The 15,927-nt window shown below is 77.3% G+C and carries 14 protein-coding genes; 6 read left to right on the top strand and 8 right to left on the bottom strand.

From position 1 onward, the window contains the following. Nucleotides 1–30: 30 nt before the first annotated feature. The 3 genes from ACIP60_RS19105 to ACIP60_RS19095 form a co-directional block, all read right to left on the bottom strand. On the bottom strand, nucleotides 31–1,983 hold the full coding sequence (locus ACIP60_RS19105) for a hypothetical protein (RefSeq protein ID WP_400685810.1): 1,953 nt from the start codon (nucleotides 1,981–1,983) through the stop codon (nucleotides 31–33). 57 nt (nucleotides 1,984–2,040) lie between these two features. Then, on the bottom strand, nucleotides 2,041–4,398 hold the full coding sequence (locus ACIP60_RS19100; protein ID WP_400685807.1) for a CRISPR-associated endonuclease Cas3'': 2,358 nt from the start codon (nucleotides 4,396–4,398) through the stop codon (nucleotides 2,041–2,043). Nucleotides 4,399–4,489: 91 nt separating this feature from the next. Then, nucleotides 4,490–5,455 carry a serine/threonine dehydratase gene (locus tag ACIP60_RS19095; protein ID WP_400685804.1) on the bottom strand — a complete coding sequence of 322 codons (966 nt, stop codon included), beginning with the start codon at nucleotides 5,453–5,455 and terminating at the stop codon, nucleotides 4,490–4,492. Between the two features lie 292 nt (nucleotides 5,456–5,747). Here ACIP60_RS19095 and ACIP60_RS19090 point away from each other — a divergent pair, with 292 nt between their 5' ends. Together ACIP60_RS19090 and ACIP60_RS19085 are read left to right on the top strand one after the other, a co-directional pair. After that, nucleotides 5,748–7,091, top strand: coding sequence for a cryptochrome/photolyase family protein (locus tag ACIP60_RS19090; protein WP_400685801.1), 1,344 nt, complete (start codon nucleotides 5,748–5,750; stop codon nucleotides 7,089–7,091). Nucleotides 7,092–7,322: 231 nt separating this feature from the next. Then, the gene (locus tag ACIP60_RS19085; RefSeq protein WP_159072992.1) at nucleotides 7,323–7,742 is read left to right on the top strand and encodes an STAS domain-containing protein; all 420 of its coding nucleotides are present in this window, start codon (nucleotides 7,323–7,325) and stop codon (nucleotides 7,740–7,742) included. A 70-nt stretch (nucleotides 7,743–7,812) separates the two neighbouring features. On the opposite strand, the gene ACIP60_RS19080 is transcribed toward ACIP60_RS19085, so the two are convergent. The 3 genes from ACIP60_RS19080 to ACIP60_RS19070 form a co-directional block, all read right to left on the bottom strand. Continuing rightward, nucleotides 7,813–9,504: a sigma-70 family RNA polymerase sigma factor gene (locus tag ACIP60_RS19080; RefSeq protein WP_400685798.1), complete on the bottom strand. Its 1,692-nt coding sequence runs from the start codon at nucleotides 9,502–9,504 to the stop codon at nucleotides 7,813–7,815. 258 nt (nucleotides 9,505–9,762) lie between these two features. Continuing rightward, nucleotides 9,763–10,488, bottom strand: coding sequence for a transglycosylase SLT domain-containing protein (locus ACIP60_RS19075; protein ID WP_400685795.1), 726 nt, complete (start codon nucleotides 10,486–10,488; stop codon nucleotides 9,763–9,765). A gap of 444 nt (nucleotides 10,489–10,932) precedes the next feature. After that, on the bottom strand, nucleotides 10,933–12,186 hold the full coding sequence (locus ACIP60_RS19070; RefSeq protein WP_400685792.1) for an SLC13 family permease: 1,254 nt from the start codon (nucleotides 12,184–12,186) through the stop codon (nucleotides 10,933–10,935). A gap of 210 nt (nucleotides 12,187–12,396) precedes the next feature. Between ACIP60_RS19070 and ACIP60_RS19065 the strand changes: the two genes are divergently transcribed. From ACIP60_RS19065 to ACIP60_RS19050, 4 genes are all read left to right on the top strand, one after another. Then, entirely contained in the window at nucleotides 12,397–12,726 is a 330-nt protein-coding gene (locus ACIP60_RS19065; protein ID WP_400685790.1) for a hypothetical protein, read from the top strand. Nucleotides 12,727–12,832: 106 nt separating this feature from the next. After that, nucleotides 12,833–13,663 (top strand): LysE family transporter, encoded by an 831-nt coding sequence (locus ACIP60_RS19060; RefSeq protein ID WP_400685787.1) that lies wholly within the window; start codon nucleotides 12,833–12,835, stop codon nucleotides 13,661–13,663. 65 nt (nucleotides 13,664–13,728) lie between these two features. After that, nucleotides 13,729–14,388, top strand: a complete 660-nt coding sequence (locus ACIP60_RS19055) for a class I SAM-dependent methyltransferase (RefSeq protein WP_400685784.1) — start codon at nucleotides 13,729–13,731, stop codon at nucleotides 14,386–14,388. A 48-nt stretch (nucleotides 14,389–14,436) separates the two neighbouring features. Next, nucleotides 14,437–14,934, top strand: a complete 498-nt coding sequence (locus tag ACIP60_RS19050) for a DinB family protein (RefSeq protein WP_400685781.1) — start codon at nucleotides 14,437–14,439, stop codon at nucleotides 14,932–14,934. Nucleotides 14,935–14,979: 45 nt separating this feature from the next. On the opposite strand, the gene ACIP60_RS19045 is transcribed toward ACIP60_RS19050, so the two are convergent. Next, nucleotides 14,980–15,267 (bottom strand): helix-turn-helix transcriptional regulator, encoded by a 288-nt coding sequence (locus tag ACIP60_RS19045; protein ID WP_111552720.1) that lies wholly within the window; start codon nucleotides 15,265–15,267, stop codon nucleotides 14,980–14,982. A 59-nt stretch (nucleotides 15,268–15,326) separates the two neighbouring features. Continuing rightward, on the bottom strand, nucleotides 15,327–15,791 hold the full coding sequence (locus ACIP60_RS19040) for a nuclear transport factor 2 family protein (protein ID WP_400685778.1): 465 nt from the start codon (nucleotides 15,789–15,791) through the stop codon (nucleotides 15,327–15,329). Nucleotides 15,792–15,927: the final 136 nt, after the last annotated feature.

Raw genomic sequence — 15,927 nt, 5'->3', positions numbered from 1 at the left:
GGAACGCCGTCGGCGCAGGCACCCGCGGGGTCAGCCGATCGGGCGCAGCCGGGTGCCGGAGGCGGTGACGGCCTCGACGCCGGCCGGGCCGGTGCCCGGGTCGTCGAGGGCCAGGGTCCGGCCGGGCGGGGCGGGCTGGTCCAGCCTGCGGGACGGGGTGGTGACCAGCAGGCGGGAGACCCGGCGGCTGGCGGCGACCAGCAGGTAGGCGGTGCCGTTCGGGGCGCGCCAGCGGTACTGGGCGACGGTGTCCTGCTCGTAGCGGCTACAGGCCCGGCCGTCCGCGCGGGCCAGCCGTTCGGCCCGGCCGCCGTTCGGGGGCAGCACCGCCGCCGCCGCGCTGCCCGAGCCGTCCCAGCGGTCGGCCCGCAGGCAGGCCCAGGCCAACTCCCCGGCGTTCTGCGGGAGCCGCTGGTCGGCGAACTCCCACAGGTTCAACTGCCGTACGCCCGGCCCCGCTTCGGGCACCGCGCAGGCGCCCGCCGCCCACCGGCGCAGCGCCTGCGCGCCGACCGCCTCCCGGGGCGGGCGGGCCGGTGCGGAGCCGTCCGGCGGCGGGGTGTAGGTGAGGTGCGCGGGGGCGAGCCCGCCGAGGTCGGCCAGCAGGAAGGCGTGCTGCTCGGCGACCACCGGGTCCGACCGCAGTTGCAGCACCGGACCCGGGCAGCCCGGCGCGGCCGTCCCCGGCACCGGGTCGGTCACCCCGTCGGCGAAGGCCAGCGGGCGCTCCGCCTCGTCCGGCCGGTCCAGCCGCCGGGTCGCCGCGGACGCCACCCACGGCGCCAGCAGGTACCGGGCCCCGCGCTCGTCGCGCCGCAGCACCACCGCCGCACCGGCCGTCACGTCGCTGTCCCCGGCCGCCGCCAGCGCCAGCACCGGTCCGCCGGTCCCGGCCGCCGCCCCGGACGTCGGTCCGGACGCCGATCCGGACGTCGGTCCGCTGCGTGCCGATCCGCTGCGTGCCGGTCCGCCGGACGTCGGGCCGTCGGTGTACCGGGCCAGGCTCCGGCCGTCCGTCAGCAGCACCACCGCCGTGCCGTCCAGCCGTCCCGCGTACAGCAGTTGGGGCGCGGCGGCGGGCGGACCCGGGGTGCTGCCGGGCTCGGCGGCGGCGGACGGCCCGGCCTGCTGCCAGGCGGTGACCGCGCGGCCGACCAGGGCGGTATCGTCCACCAGTTCGCCGCGGGCGGGCCAGACGGCGAGGTCCAGCTTCGCGGTCCGCCGCCACAGGTCCGCGGCGCGGCGCTCGGGCGGGACGGCCCGCGCGGCGGGCGGCGGCGCGCTCGACCCGCCGGTGCCGCCACCGGGCGGGCCCGGCACCGGCAGGACCGCGGCGGTCAGCGCCACCGCCACCGCCGCGGCCACCAGGGCCCAGCGGCGTCGGCGGCGCAGCAGGTCGCCCGGCCGCAGGTGCACCGTGCAGGCGTCGTAGCCGGGCGGGAGCTCCGACCAGCCCGCGCCGCCCAGCGAGCGCAGCAGCTCGTCCCCGGCCCGGGCCGCCTCGGCCGGCGCCTCCACCCCGGCCCAGGCCAGCGCCTCGGCGGCCTCGGCCCGGTCCAGGCCGTCCAGCACCCGGAGTGCGAAACCGGCCCGCGCCGGGGCGGGCAACTCGGCCAGCCGGACGTCCAGTTCGGCGTCCCCGTCGTCCGGCGGCGTGAACAGCCGCACCCCCCACACCCGGGGGAACACCGCCCCCGGCCAGCGCCGCCGACGCAGCGCCCCGCGCAGCACCCGGGCCCGCACCGCCTCGTACCCCGACGCGTCCCCGGACCGGCCCGCGGCCTTCCCGCCGAGCACCGGCAGCGCCCGCTGCACCACCGCGTGCGCCGCCACCACCCGGGCGTGCCGCCCCCGGTCGGCGGGCAGCGTCAGGTACGCCATCCCCACCAGGTGCCGGTAGTGCCGCACCAGCAGGGCCTCCGCGGACTCCGGCCGCCCGCCGGAACCGGCCGCCCGGGGCCGTGGCAGTGTCCTGAGATCCATCGGCCCCTCCAAGGCTCGGCACGCGACCGGGGTACGTCGGACGGACCAACGAGTGGATCATCGGATAGTTGCGCGGGGCCCGTCCGGGCAGCCGGGGGCCGTGGGGCCGGGGGCCGCCTGCTCGGCGGGCGGGACCGGGCCGTCGTGCCGGGCGCTGGAGCGCCAGTCGGCGGTGCGGACCAGGGACTCCAGGTGGGCGAGCCGGAACGGCCCCAGGTCGGGGGCGGTGAGCAGGGCGGCCAGCAGCGGCGCCCAGCGGCCGTCCGGGCGGAACGGGGCGGCGGGGTCGAGCACCCGGGCGGGGAAGCGCTCACCGGTGGGCAGGGCCAGCGCCGGGGTGCGGTCGCCGGGGTGGACGCCGAGCAGCGCGGGGGCCGGCTCGCCGCTCTCCGGGCGGACGGTGACCCGCACCCGGCCGTGGTGGGCGGCGGCCAGGTAGGTGACCAGGGACGGGTCGGCACCGGGGGCGTGCCAGTGCGGGCCGGCCAGCAGCAGGAGCGCGCTCACCAGCTCGTGCCGGAAGGACGGGCGGGACGAAACCCCGGTGCTCCACGGCGACCTGGACTTGGCGAGCAGCCCCGGCGGCGGGTCGCCCCCGCCGCCGCGGAGCATCGCCTGGAACACGTCGTGGCACTTGCCGAGGTCGTGCAGCCGCCCGGCCAGGGCCACCGCCTCCCGCTGGGCCGCGCTCAGGCCGGGCAGCCCGGCGGTGAGGGCGCGGGCCTCCTCCTCGGTCTCGCGCAGGTGCTGCTCCAGCGGGACCCAGGCGGCGCACGCGGTGGCCGGGGGCGTGCGGCCGGTGAAGAGCGGGGGGACGGGGACGCGGCTGCCGGGCGTCCAGCCGGTGCCGGGCAGGTGGCCGCCGCGCGCCGCGTCCAACAGCAGGAAGGTGCCGGAGCGCAGGTCCGCGGCGGTGGCGGGCCGCCACCGCCCGTCGGCGGCGTCCCGCAGCCAGGCCCCGCCGCCGCCGTCCGCCGCCGCCAGCCGGGCGCGCACCTCGTCCAACGGCGCCTCGCACTGCTCGGCGCGGCCGGGCCCGGGCTCGTCCGGGGCGGGGCCCTCCGGTGCCAGGGCGCGCCAGGCGACGAAGACCGTCCGCTCCCGGTCGGGCAGCAGCCACCGGCTCGCGTCGACCGGCTCGGCACCGGGCGCGTTGTCGAACAGCGCCACCAGCTCGGGCACGCCCAGCCCGGGGGCCTGCGGCACCTCCGGCTCGACCCGGGCCCGGAACAGGTCCGCGACGGTGACGGCCGCCCCCTCGTGCGCCGCCAGCCAGCGCGCCGCAGCGCCGCCCGCGTCCCCGGGGCCGTCCCCGCCCCCGTCCCCGTCCGGTGGGACGCACCACAGCAGGTCGCCGCCCTCCGGGTGCTCGCCGTGCCGGTTGCAGCGCCCGGCCCGCTGGACGAGGGCGCTCCACGGGGCGAGTTCGGTCAGCACCGTGCGCGCGGAGAAGTCGGACCCGGCGTCCAGCGCCCGCGTCACCACCAGGAAGCCGTCCCGGCCGTCCCCGCCCGCCGACTCCGCCACCGGGCCGTACCGGTCGTCGTACCGGTCGCCGTACCGCTCGGCCGAGCGCTCCGCCGCGCGCAGGTACGGGTGCAGCAGCACGACCGGCCGGTCCGGGTGCGCGGCGCGCAGCGCGGCGTGGACCGCGCGGGCCCGGGCCGGTGAGCCGAGCGCGGCGACGGTCCGGGTGCCGGGCCGGTGGGCCGCGCTCAGGGCCGCGACCAGGTCGGCCACGTACCGGTTCGGGTCGGGGTCCGGGTGCAGGCGGCGGACCCGCCGGACCCCGGTCGCGGCGGGCCCCGCCGGGGGAGCGGTGCCGTCGCCGACCGCGGACATCCAGGTGCTGCCGGTGGGCGCGGTCGTGCCCAGCGCCTCGCGCAGCGCCTGTAGCCGCTCGCCGGTCGGCAGGCCGGGGCCCAGCAGGTGCGCCTCGTCGAACACCCAGTGCGCGTCGTTGTTGAGCAGCCCGAACGAGACCGGCGCCATCGTCCGGGTGTCGGCGAAGCCGCGCATCAGGGCCCGGCTCAGCAGCACGTCGTGGGTGCCGACCAGGATCGCGGTCCGCTCCGGGTGGCGCCGCCAGGCGCCGTTCTGCGCCTCCGGCCCGGCGAGCAGGTGCAGGCCCACCGCGTCCGCCAGGCCCAGCCGGTGCAGCCATCCGTCGATCCGCCGGTGCGTCCAGTGCGGGAGGCTGCCCTGCGGCAGCGCGTACACCAGCCGCCGCGCGGTCGTCCCCGGTGCGGACGCCGTCCGCCGGTACAGCCAGGCCAGCACGGCCCCGGCGGTCTTCCCGCCCCCCGACGGCACCCGCACCGTACGCGGCAGCCCGTCCGCCGCGAGCGTCCGCTGGTAGTCGTACGGCCGGTGGCCGGTCGCCGTGCGGAAGAACTCCTCGAACCCCTGCGCCATCCCCGTTCCCCTCCGTCGGACCGGCCACCGACTCTAGGGCGCGGCGCGGACGACGGGCCGTCAGTTCACGGGTACGGCAAGGGGAACGGGGTCAGGCGTCGTCCCGGTCGTCCCCGTCGGACCCGTCGGCCCCGGCCAGGGTCGTCAGGTCGGTGTTGGCGCCGCACAGCACCACGCACACCCGCTCGTCCTGCGCGGGGCGGTAGCCGGTGCCGAGGGCGGCCAGGGCGGTGGCGGCGGCGTGCTCGACGGCGATCCGGTGCTCCTCCCACAGGTCGCGGCGGGCCCGGACGATCGCCGCGTCCGGGACCAGGACGGTGCGCACGTCCCGGTGGCGGGCGGCGGCCAGGGCGGTGGCGGAGGCGCGGCGGGCGCCCAGCGAGTCGGCGGCGACCGAGTCGACGGGCACGTCCACGGGCGCGTCGGCGGCCAGCGCGGCGTGCAGGGCCCGGCAGTTCTCCGGTTCGACGGCGACGGTGCGCACCCCGTGCGCGCGGGCCGCGGTGGCCACGCCCGCGAACAGGCCGCCGCCGCCGACCGAGACCACCACCGTGTCCAGGCCCGGCACCTGGCGGTGGACCTCCCCGAGCAGGGTGCCCGCCCCGGCCGCCACCAGCGGGTGGTCGTAGGCGTGCGAGGCCAGCGCGCCGCTCGCCGCCGCGAACTCCTCGCAGGCCGCCAGCGCCTCCGCGTACTCGCCGCCCGCCAACCGGACGTCCGCCCCGTAGCCGCGCAGCCGGGCCACCTTCACCGCGGGCGCGTTCACCGGCAGGAACACGGTGGCCCGCACGCCCTGCTGCCGGGCGGCCCACGCGCAGGCCAGGCCCGCGTTGCCGCCCGAGGCGATGGTCACGCCTGCGTCCGGCAGGGTGCCCGCCTCCCGGTGCGCGCGCAGGAAGTTGACCGCGCCGCGGGCCTTGAACGAGCCGGTGTGCTGCATGTACTCCAGCGCCAGCCACACCCCGCCCGGCCCTCCCGGAACCACCCGCACGGGGCGGACCAGGCCCGCGATCCGGTCGGCGGCGGCCTGGACGTCGGCGTGGCTGAGCTGGTGCACGGTACGGCTCCCGGTGGTGTGATCGGTGAGGGGGACGGGCCGACAGTACCGCCGAGGCCCGCCCCGGCCCCATCGGCCCCGTCGGCCCCATCCGGTGCGGCGACCGCTCCGAAGACGTACGGGGCACCCGTCCCCGCCGCAGAACCCCACAACACCACAGCGCCAGACCGACCAGACCGACCAGACCGCCCAGGCCGTCGGCCCGACCACCGCCCGGCGCGGCCACCGCGCCGCCCGGAACACCGACAGGTCGCCAAGTCGACACCGCGAGCCCCGTACGGAAACCAGCACCATGACTCTCGCCATCGTCCTGTTCACCCAGGACCTGCGCCTGCACGACAACCCCGCCCTGCACGCCGCCCGCGCCGGGGCCGACCGGGTGGTGCCGCTGTTCGTCACCGACCCGGCGATCGCCGCCGCCGGCTTCGCCGCTCCCAACCGGGCCGCGTTCCTGGCCGGCTGCCTGGCCGAACTGGACGCCGCACTGCGCGGGGCCGGCGGCCGACTGCTGGTGCGCGAGGGCGACACCGCCGAACGGACCGCGCAACTCGCCGCCGAGACCGGCGCGGCGAGCGTCCACGTCGCCGCCGGGGTCAGCGGCTACGCGCACCGCCGCGAACAGCGGCTGAGCGCCGCGCTCGGCGAACGGCTGCGGGTGCACGACGCGTCGCTGACCGCCGTCCCGCCCGGGGCCGTGCGGCCCGCCGGGCGCGACCACTACGCCGTCTTCACCCCCTACCACCGGGCCTGGCAGCAGACCCCCCGCCGCACCCCGCTGCCGGCCCCGTCCGCCCTGCACACCCCCGAGGACCTGACCGGCGCCCCGCTGCCCACCGCCGCCCCCACCGCCCGCAGCCTCCCCGACCCCGGCGAGGCCGCCGCCCGCCGCGCCTGGCAGCGCTGGCACACCGACGACTACGCGGCCCTGCACGACGACCTCGCCGCCGACGGCACCTCCCACCTCTCGCCCTACCTGCACTTCGGCTGCCTGTCCGCCAACGAACTCGCCCACCTCGCCGAACGGCGCGGCGGCCACGGCGCGGACGCCTTCGTCCGGCAGCTCGTCTGGCGCGACTTCCACTACCAGGTGCTCGCCGCCCGCCCCGACGCCGCCCGCGCCGACTACCGCCACCGGCCCGGCCACTGGCGCGAGGACCCGGAGGAACTGGCCGCCTGGCGGGAGGGCCGCACCGGCTTCCCGATCATCGACGCCGGGATGCGGCAGCTCGCCGAGACCGGCTGGATGCACAACCGGGCCCGGCTGCTCACCGCCAGCTTCCTCACCAAGTCGCTCCGCCAGGACTGGCGGCCCGGCGCCGCGCACTTCCTGCACCACCTGGTCGACGGCGACCTCGCCAACAACCAGATGAACTGGCAGTGGGTGGCCGGCACCGGCACCGACACCCGCCCCAACCGCGTCCTCAACCCGCTCACCCAGGCCGACCGCTACGACCCGTCCGGCGACTACGTCCGCCGCTGGCTCCCCGAACTCGCCGACCTCCCCGGCCGCGAGATCCACCGCCCCTGGCAGTCCCCGCGCCGCCCCGCCTCCTACCCGGCCCCCCTGATCGCCCCGGACGCCACCGGGCAGCGCATGCGCCAGGTCCTCCAGGAGCGGGAGAACACGCCCGGCTAGTCCCCCCGGGTCCGCACCGGGAGGCCGCCCCCGTGGTACCGCCAACCGGAGGAAATCCTGTGCAGATCATCGGGTCGGCCAGCGAATTCGACCGTTCAACGGTCCCTGGCCATGACATTTCGCGGAAATTACTCCGCTCGACCGCCAAATCGTCACCTGGAACAGGGTTGCCGCCGGAGGAAACGGGCAGGGGGCCGCATACCCCCAGCGGCACCAGAGAAAGGCAACAGCGTGGCACTGAGCGTGAGCTACGGGGAGCGATACGGCTGGACAGTGGTCCAGGTGGCCGGGGAGGTGGACATCAGCGGAGTCGCTGCCCTCCGCGAACGCCTCCAGCGACTGGTCACCGACGGCTGCCTGCGGATGGTGGTCGACATCAGCCGGGTCGACTTCTGCGACTCCACGGGTTTCGCCGTCCTGGTGGCCACCCGCCGGATGCTGTCCTCCCGCGACGGACAACTGCGGCTGGTCCTGCCCGGACCCGACGTCCACACCCGCAAGATCCTCCAGCTCTTCGGGATCGAGCGGATCTTCGACGTCCACGACTCGGTGGACGAGGCACTCGCCGACCTGCGCGAGACCGTACTGACCGCGGACGCCGCCGACGCCGTCCCCCGCCCGCGGGAAGGGACCCACGCCACCACCGACTGACCGCTCGACCGGAGACGGAGACGGGGGCGTGGGCGGGACGACGGTCTCCGCGCCGTCCGCGGCTCCGGCCTCAGCGCGGCGTGCCGAAGTCCTGCGTCCACCAGGGTCCACCCGTGCCCAGGTGGACCCCCACACCCAGCTCGGTGAACTTGCAGTTCAGGATGTTCGCCCGGTGGCCCGGGCTGTTCATCCAGCTCTCCATCACCGCGGCCGCGTCCTTCTGCCCGCGCGCGATGTTCTCGCCCCAGCCGCTCCACGCGTACCCGACGGCGTCGATCCGCTGCTGCGGACCGGCCCCGTCCGGGTTGGTGTGGTCGAAGAAGTTGCGCGCCGCCATGTCCTCGGAGTGCCGCAGCGCCGCCGTCGCCAGCTTCGCGTTGGCCCGCACCGGCCCGCAACCCGCCTGCGCGCGCTGCGTGTTGACCAGGTCCACCACCTGCTGCGCCAGATCCGTCGACCGCTTCGCGGCGGAGGCCGCGGCCGGGTTCGCCGACGCTGCGGCCGACCCGGACCCGGGCGCCGCCGGAGCGGACGGCTTGGCGGAAGCCGACGCGGACGGGGAGGGGGCGGCGGAGGAGACCGGCGCGCTCGGCGAGGGGGAGGCCGCGGCGGACGGGGACGCGGACGGCGCGGCGGACGGCGAGGCGTCCCCGTCGGCCGCCGGGGCGGTGCCCTGCGCCGGGTCCACCAGCGCCGCCACGGACGGCGGCGGCTGCTCGGCCGCGCCCACCGCCGGCGGCGTGTCCGTCCCGCCGACCACCACCAGCAGCCCGGCCACCACCGCCACCGCGGCCACCACCCCGCCGCCCAGCACCACCGGGGCCGGACCGCGCCGCCGGGCCCGCCGGTGACCGCGCCGCGCCCCCGCCCGGTGCGCACCGCTCGCGGACGGGCCCCGCCGGTGCGCCGCCCGCCCGGCCCGCGGCGCGGACCCGCCGCCGGTGCCGTCGCCGGTGCCGTCGCTGCCGCTGTGGGAGGACGCGGCGGCGAGCTCCTGGGCGAACCGCGCCCCGTTCGGCAGCGGCACCAGCGCCAGGCCCGCCAGCAGCCCCTCCGCCGGGACCAGGCCGCGGCGCTGCTCCCCGCACACCGCGCACTCCCGGGCGTGCCGCCCGATCCGCTTGCGCCACAGCGCGCCCGGCACGCCGTCCCAACCGGCCGTCACCTCCGCCAGCCACGGGCAGCCCGGCACCGCGGCCAGCGCCCGCACCACCACCCGGGCCGCCTCCAACTGGCCCTTCATCCGCTGCACCCGCACCGCCGCGTGCTGCGGCGATATCTCCAGCGCCGCCGCCAGCTCCGTCCGCGACAGCTCGCCCGCCGCCTCCAGCCACCACAGCGCCAGCAGTTCGCGGTCCCCGTCGTCCAGCCAGCGGGTCGCCTCCGCGACCTCGCGGCGCTGCTCCGACAGGCCCAGCCGGACGATCGTCAGGCCCACGAAGTCCGCCGCCGGATCGGCCACCGCGGCCGGGTCCGGCACCGCGTCCACCGCGTCCGCGTTCCGGAACCGGCGCCGCACCTGGTTCAGCGCGATCGCCACCAGCCAGCTCCGGAACCCGGCCGGATCGCGCAGCCCGGCCAGGCCGTCCACGGCCCGCAGCATCGTCTCCTGCACCACGTCGTCGGTGTCCGGGTGCCCCGACAGGGCCCGCCCCACCACGTTGTAGACCAGCGGCAGGTGCCCGCCGACCAGCTCCGCCACCGCCTGCCGGTCACCGCACTGCGCCCGTCCGACCAGCGCCGCCGTCCGTCCACTGTCCACAGCCCGGCCCGTCCTCGTGTTCTCGCGTCCTGCCCTCACACCCTTGGAGATCCACCGGCCAGCGGCGGATAACGCAAAAACGGGAGGGAACCTTCGGCAGAGGCGAAGCATAGTGAGCCGGGAGGGAACTCCCGGGACGGGGGAGGTGAAGGTGACGTGCGGGAACGGCGAGGCCCGCGCCACCACGGGGGTCGCGCGGGCCTCGGGCCGTACGTCGTGTGCCGTGCTCCGCCACCGCGGGGCCGCGGTCGGGGCCGGTCAGTACCAGTGGTGCGACTGCCAGAACGACCAGGCGCCGCAGGGGCTGCCGTAGCGGCTGTTCATGTAGTTGAGGCCCCACTTGATCTGGGTGGCGGGGTTGGTGCGCCAGTCCGCGCCGGCCGAGGCCATCTTGGAGCCCGGCAGCGCCTGGACCAGGCCGTAGGCGCCGGAGGAGGCGTTGCTCGCCGTGTAGTTCCAGCCGCTCTCGCGGGTGACGATCTGGCTGAAGCACTGGAACTGGGTGTCGCTGCCGATGATCCCCCGGGCGATGTCCTGGACCGAACCGGCCGGGACGCTGGCCAGCACGCTGCGCGAGGAGTCGCGGTTCGCCTGCTCGGTGGCCCGCTTCGCCTCCGCCTCCTCGGCGGCCTTGGCGTCCTTGGCCGCCTTCTCCGCGGCCGCCTTGGCGGCTTCGGCGGCCTTGTCCGCGTCGGCCTTGGCCTGGGCGTCGGCCGCGGCCTTCTGCCGGGCGGCCTCGGCGGCGGCCTTCCTGGCGGCGGTGTCGGCGGACACCTGCTGGGCGTCGGCCTGCCGGCCGATGCCGTCGCTGACGTTCTGGGCCTGCGCACCGGTGGGCGCGTCGGCGAGCAGCGTGGCGCTCGCGACGTCGACCGTCTGGACGGCCTTGCCCTCGCTGCCGGCGGCCGCACCCACGACCGCTCCGACGGCGGTCACGGCGGTGGCGGAGGCGACAGCGACGCCCCGGACCGAGATCCGAGTCACATGGTTTCCTTCCGGCGTCGCCCGTCCTGTGACCGCACGGGCGCGTTATCTGCCCCTGGCGCTGGCCTCCGTCGAACGCTGGTCACGGGAGACGCGGACTCGGCCGCCGCCCCGGGCGGACCCGGAGCGGCGGGTGGATCGAGCGGCGTACGGCCTCGCGGTCGTGCAAGTCATCGGCCCGCCGACCGGAGTTGGTGGGTGTGCGGGGCCGTACGCAGGGCCTGACGCCGATTCACCCTGCCTCACCCGGCCGTGTCTACGCAATTCCCCCGGCCGTGGCGGATCTCACACCGCCGATCATCGGAAAACCCGGCGAACGGGAGCTGACGCCCGGTCAGTTCGCCCGCCACCCGGGCGGTGTGCGTGCGGCGTGCGTGCGGTGTCCGGGCGGCGCCAGGGCGTCGGCCCGCCGGACGGCCGCCGCCGGACGGCCGCCGCCACCGCTCAGAACAGGCGCAGCGAGACCCAGAGGGCCAGCACGGACGCCGCCAGGGTGGTCGGCACGGTGAGCGCGCCCAGCGCGGTGAACAGCCGCGGACCGCCGTCGTCGACCTCCCGCTCCCGGGTGATCCGGCGCCACAGCAGGGTGGCGAGGGAGCCCGCGTACGTCAGGTTCGGGCCGAGGTTCACGCCGAGCAGCACGGCCAGCACCGGGCCCGGACCGGACGGGGCGGCCAGCGGGACCAGCAGCAGCGTCGCCGGGAGGTTGTTGACCAGGTTGGCCAGCACCGCCGCCAGCCCGGCCAGCGCGAACAGCACCGGCAGCGTGTCGCCCGCCGGGACCACCGCCGCCAGCCGGTCGGCCAGCCCGTTGTCCACCACCGCCCGCACCACCACGCCCAGCGCCAGCACGAAGGCCAGGAACGGGACGGCCGCCGCCGACAGGATCCGGCGCGGCGTGCTGCGCCGACCGGCCAGCGCCCGCACCGCCAGCACCAGCGCGCCCGCCGCCGCGGCCCACGCCGGGGAGACGCCGACCGCCGAGGCCAGCACGAAACCCGCCAGCGTCCCCGCGACCGTCCACAGCGCGAACCGGGGCAGCCGCACCCCGCCCGCCGCCACCGGCCGCTCGGCGGGCACCGCCAGCTCGGCCGCGAACCACCGCCGCAGCACCAGGTACTCGACCCCCACCGCGGCCAGCCAGGGCAGCGCCATCAGCGCCGTGAACCGGCCGAACCCCAGGCCGCTGGCGGTGAACGCCAGCAGGTTGGTCAGGTTGGAGACCGGCAGCAGCAGCGAGGCCGTATTCGCCAGGTGCCCGCACGCGTACACGTGCGGCCGGGGCCGCACCCCCAGCGTCCCCGCCGTGGCGATCACCACCGGGGTCAGCAGCACCACCGTCGCGTCCAGGCTGAGCACCGCCGTGACCACCGCCGCCACCGCGAACACCTGCCCCAGCAGCCGCACCGGCCGCCCGCCCGAAGCCCCCGCCATCCAGCGGCCGCACGCCTCGAACAGCCCCTCGTCGTCGCACAGCTGCGCCAGCACCAGCACCGCCGCCAGGAACCCCACCACCGGCGCCAGCCGCCCCACCTCGGCCCACGCCGCGGCCGGCGACACCGCCCCCACCGCCACCAGCACCCCCGCCGCCGGCACCGCCACCACCGCCTCCGGCCACCCGAACGGCCGCCGGACCGCACCCACCAGCACCGCCGCCAGCAGCACCAACGACAGCACCTCGGCGGACACCGTACTCACCGGACCCGCTCCTCCCTCACACCCGACGCACCGGACCCGGCGGGTCCGACGAACACCCCATCCAAGCAGCTCCGCCCCCGCCGCCACCCGACCCGGCACCCCCGGCGACCGGCGCCTTTGCGCGGACGGGGACCCGGCGGAAGGCTGGGGGCAGGGAGCAGGCCAGCAGGCCAGCAGGCCAGCAGCCCAGCAGATGCAGAAGGAGGGGGCATGTCCGTCCGACCACCTACCCCGAAGATCCGCGCGCAACGGCTGCGCGCGGCAGCGGCCGGCGGCTTCTCGCTCGGCTCGACCGCCTCGTTCCTCTCGATCGGTTCGATCGGCTCGTTCCTGTCCGTCGGCTCGGTCGGGTCCTTCCTGTCGATCGGCTCGGTCGGCTCGGCGCTGTCCGTCCTCTCCCTCGGCTCCTGGCGCAGCACCGCCTCCGTGCTGTCCGCCGAATCGGCCCTCGCGGTGCTCTCCTACCGCTCGGTCCGGGCCGTCGCCGCGGCCCACCGCCGCCGCGGCGGAACCCGGCACGGCGGAACCCGGCACGGCTGACCGGGACCCGGCGGTCGGTGTTCGGCGCCCGGTGACCGGTGCCCGGTGCCCGGTGCCCGCAGAAAATGCGGTGCGCCGGACGGGGCGCGAGCGCCATCGTGTCGGAATGACACGGACGCTGGTCGCGGGCGCACTGGCCGGGCTCGGAGTGGCGCTGCCGCTCGGCGCGATCGGCGTGCTCCTCCTCCAGGAGGGCCGCCGGGGCTGGGCCCCCGCCGCGGGCGCCGCCACCGCCGTGGCCACCGTCGACGGCGCGTACGCGGCAGCCGCCGTGCTGGCCGGACCACAGGTCGCCACCCTCCTGACCGGACACGAGACCGCAGTACGGGCCGCCTCCGCCCTCCTGCTCGCCGCGATCGCCGCCCACGGACTGCTCGGCCTACGCCGCTCCGCCGCCACCGCACCTGCGGGGCCTGCCGTCCCTGCCATGCCTGCCGAGCCTGCCGGGCCCGTGGCTCCCGCCGTGCCCGGCGTGTCTGTCGCCCCTGCCGTCCTCGCCGAGCCTGCCGGGCCCGTGGCTCCCGCCGCTCCCGCCGTGCCCGCCGCACCCGTCGTACCTGCCGTGCCCGCCGCACCCGTCGTACCTGCCGTGCCCGCCGCACCTGCCGAGCCTGCCGCGTCCGCCGCGTCCGCCGCGTCCGGTCGGGCGTCCGTGGTGGCCCGCTCCTTCCTCCGGTTCGCGCTGCTCACGGCCGTCAACCCGACCACCGCCCTCTACTTCACCGCCCTGATCACCGGCCGGGGCAGCGCCGCCGGTGACGGCTCCACCGCGTTCGTCGTCGGCGTCTTCCTGGCCTCCCTGGTCTGGCAGCAGGTGCTCGCCGCGGCCGGGGCACTGGCCGGGTCGCGGCTCGGCCCCCGGGCCCGCCGTCTCACCCACGCCGCCGGGTACGGCCTGGTCGCGGTGTTCGCGGTACGTCTCGTGCTGGCCGGCTGAGACGGCAGAGACGGCCGAGGGAGCCGAGACCGCCGACTGTCACCGGCGGGTGGGATCTTGTCCGGATGGACGAACCTCCGCTCGGCCCGATCGCCGCCTACTGGAACGCCGCCGCCCCCTCGTTCGACCGGGAGCCCGACCACGGCCTGCGTGACGACGTCACCCGGCGGGCCTGGCGGCGGCGCCTCGCGGGGTGGCTGCCCGGTGCGGGGCTCGACGTGCTGGACGTCGGCTGCGGCACGGGTTCGCTCTCCCTGCTCCTCGCCGAGGCCGGGCACCGGGTGACGGGCGTCGACCTCGCCCCCGCGATGGTCGACCGGGCCCGGGCCAAGCTGGCCGCCGCCGGGCGGGACGGGCGCTTCCTGGTCGGTGACGCGAGCCTCCCCCCGACCGGTGACGGCCGGTACGACGCGGTGCTCTCCCGCCACCTGCTCTGGACCCTCCCCGACCCGCACGCCGCCCTCCGCGCCTGGACCGACCTGCTGCGCCCCGGCGGCCGCCTGCTGCTGGTCGAGGGCCGCTGGCGCGAGGCCGACACGCCCGTCGAGCCCTACGCCCCGGGCACCGAGGGCCTGCCCTGGGCGGGCGGCGTCACCGCGTCCGTCCTGGCCGCCGCGCTGCGCCCCCTGGTCCGCGACCTGCGGGTCGAGCCCCTCGAAGCCGACCCGGCGCTGTGGGGCGGCCCGGTCCACGACGAGCGCTACGCGGTCCTGGCCCTGGTCTGAGTCCCGTTCGGGTGCGGGCTGTCGGCGGGACGGGGTACGGTCCGGCCCATGGCCGACACCGAACTGACCACGCTGCTGGGTGTTTTGAACGGCAAGCGCAAGCACGTCCTGGACATCCTGGAGGGATTGGACGAGGAGGCACTGCGCCGCCCGGTCCTCCCCTCCGGCTGGAGCTGCCTCGGGCTGGTGCACCACCTCGCCCTGGACGTCGAGAAGCTCTGGTTCCGCGCGGTCGCGGCGGGGGACCGGACCGCGATCGACGAGATCCTCGATGCCGGGGGCGACGCCTGGCAGCCCGCTCCGGAGTTGACGGCCGAGGAGGTCTTCGCCCTCTACCGCGGGCAGGCGGCGCTCTCCGACGTCCTCCTCTCCACCGCCTCCCTCGACGCGTCCCCCGCCTGGTGGCCGGACTTCTTCGACGGCTGGCGCTACGACACCCTGCGCGAGGTCGTCCTGCACGTGATCACCGAGACCGCCACCCACGCCGGCCACCTGGACGCCGTCCGCGAACTCCTCGACGGCCGCCAGTACCTGGTCCTCGCCTGACCACCCACCCCTGGTTGCCGGTTGCCGCCCCGGGCCCCGGGGCGGCTACTCGTGCGCCCCGCTCCCGCTGAGCGGGGGGCAGCCCGCGGGTTCGCCGAGCCAGACGTGGGCCGCGGTGTCGAGCGGCAGGCCGAGCGCGGCGCAGAGGCCGACGACGGTGCCGAAGCCCGGACTGGGCAGGCGGCCCATCTCGATCTTGCGCAGCGTCTCGGGGGAGATCCCGGCGCTGTGGGCGACGGTGGCGGGGTCGCGACCGGCCCGGGTCTCGCGGAACAGCGCACCCAGGCGGCGGCCGGCCTCGATCTGCTCGGGGGTCAGGGGGACTCGCACCATGCGGACACGCTACTGAACCGCCCGGCCCGCCGCCCAGGCGGGCAGCTCAGGCGGGCAGCTCAGCGCAGCGGCAGTTCCGGTCCGTCCCGCTCCGCGGCCGGTCGCGGGCCGTGGATGCGGCGGTCGGCGGCGTCGATGCGGACGTCGTTGATGCCGGCCTCGCGCCGCCGCATCAGGCCGTGGCGGTCGAACTCCCACAGCTCGTTCCCGTAGCTGCGCCACCACTGGCCGTCCGCGTCGTGCCACTCGTACTGGAACCGGACGGCGATCCGGTCGTCCTCGAACGCCCAGAGGTCCTTGCGCAGGGCGTACTCCCGCTCGCGCCGCCACTTGGCGGCGAGGAAGGCGGTGACCTCGGCGCGGCCGGTGAGGAAGGTGTCGCGGTTGCGCCAGACCGTGTCGGGTGTGTACGCGAGGGCGACCCGGGCCGGGTCACGGGTGTTCCAGGCGTCCTCGGCGGCCCGGACCTTGGCGAGGGCGGTGGCACGGGTGAACGGGGGGAGCGGCGGGCGGTCCTCGGGCATGGTGCCTCCTGCGGGTGCGTCGTCGTGCCGGTCGCCGGATCGAGAACGACCGTTCCCCATCCGGCCGGGGCCTACGCTAGGGAACGACCGTTCTCCATGTCAAGCACAGTCAAGCAACCTCAAGCGACCTCAAGCA

The organism is Kitasatospora sp. NPDC088783, from assembly GCF_044750705.1.
In the GTDB taxonomy this organism is placed as follows: domain Bacteria; phylum Actinomycetota; class Actinomycetes; order Streptomycetales; family Streptomycetaceae; genus Kitasatospora; species Kitasatospora fiedleri.
Note: the sequence above shows the minus strand (reverse complement) of the source record. Positions and strands in the feature narration are given on the sequence as shown.

Coding starts and splice junctions, on each gene's coding strand:
- ACIP60_RS19090 (WP_400685801.1), top strand. CDS start 5,748: ATGACTCTCGCCATCGTCCTGTTCACCCAGGACCTGCGCCTGCACGAC.
- ACIP60_RS19050 (WP_400685781.1), top strand. CDS start 14,437: ATGGCCGACACCGAACTGACCACGCTGCTGGGTGTTTTGAACGGCAAG.
- ACIP60_RS19040 (WP_400685778.1), bottom strand. CDS start 15,791: ATGCCCGAGGACCGCCCGCCGCTCCCCCCGTTCACCCGTGCCACCGCC.
- ACIP60_RS19105 (WP_400685810.1), bottom strand. CDS start 1,983: ATGGATCTCAGGACACTGCCACGGCCCCGGGCGGCCGGTTCCGGCGGG.
- ACIP60_RS19045 (WP_111552720.1), bottom strand. CDS start 15,267: ATGGTGCGAGTCCCCCTGACCCCCGAGCAGATCGAGGCCGGCCGCCGC.
- ACIP60_RS19055 (WP_400685784.1), top strand. CDS start 13,729: ATGGACGAACCTCCGCTCGGCCCGATCGCCGCCTACTGGAACGCCGCC.
- ACIP60_RS19060 (WP_400685787.1), top strand. CDS start 12,833: ATGACACGGACGCTGGTCGCGGGCGCACTGGCCGGGCTCGGAGTGGCG.
- ACIP60_RS19100 (WP_400685807.1), bottom strand. CDS start 4,398: ATGGCGCAGGGGTTCGAGGAGTTCTTCCGCACGGCGACCGGCCACCGG.
- ACIP60_RS19065 (WP_400685790.1), top strand. CDS start 12,397: ATGTCCGTCCGACCACCTACCCCGAAGATCCGCGCGCAACGGCTGCGC.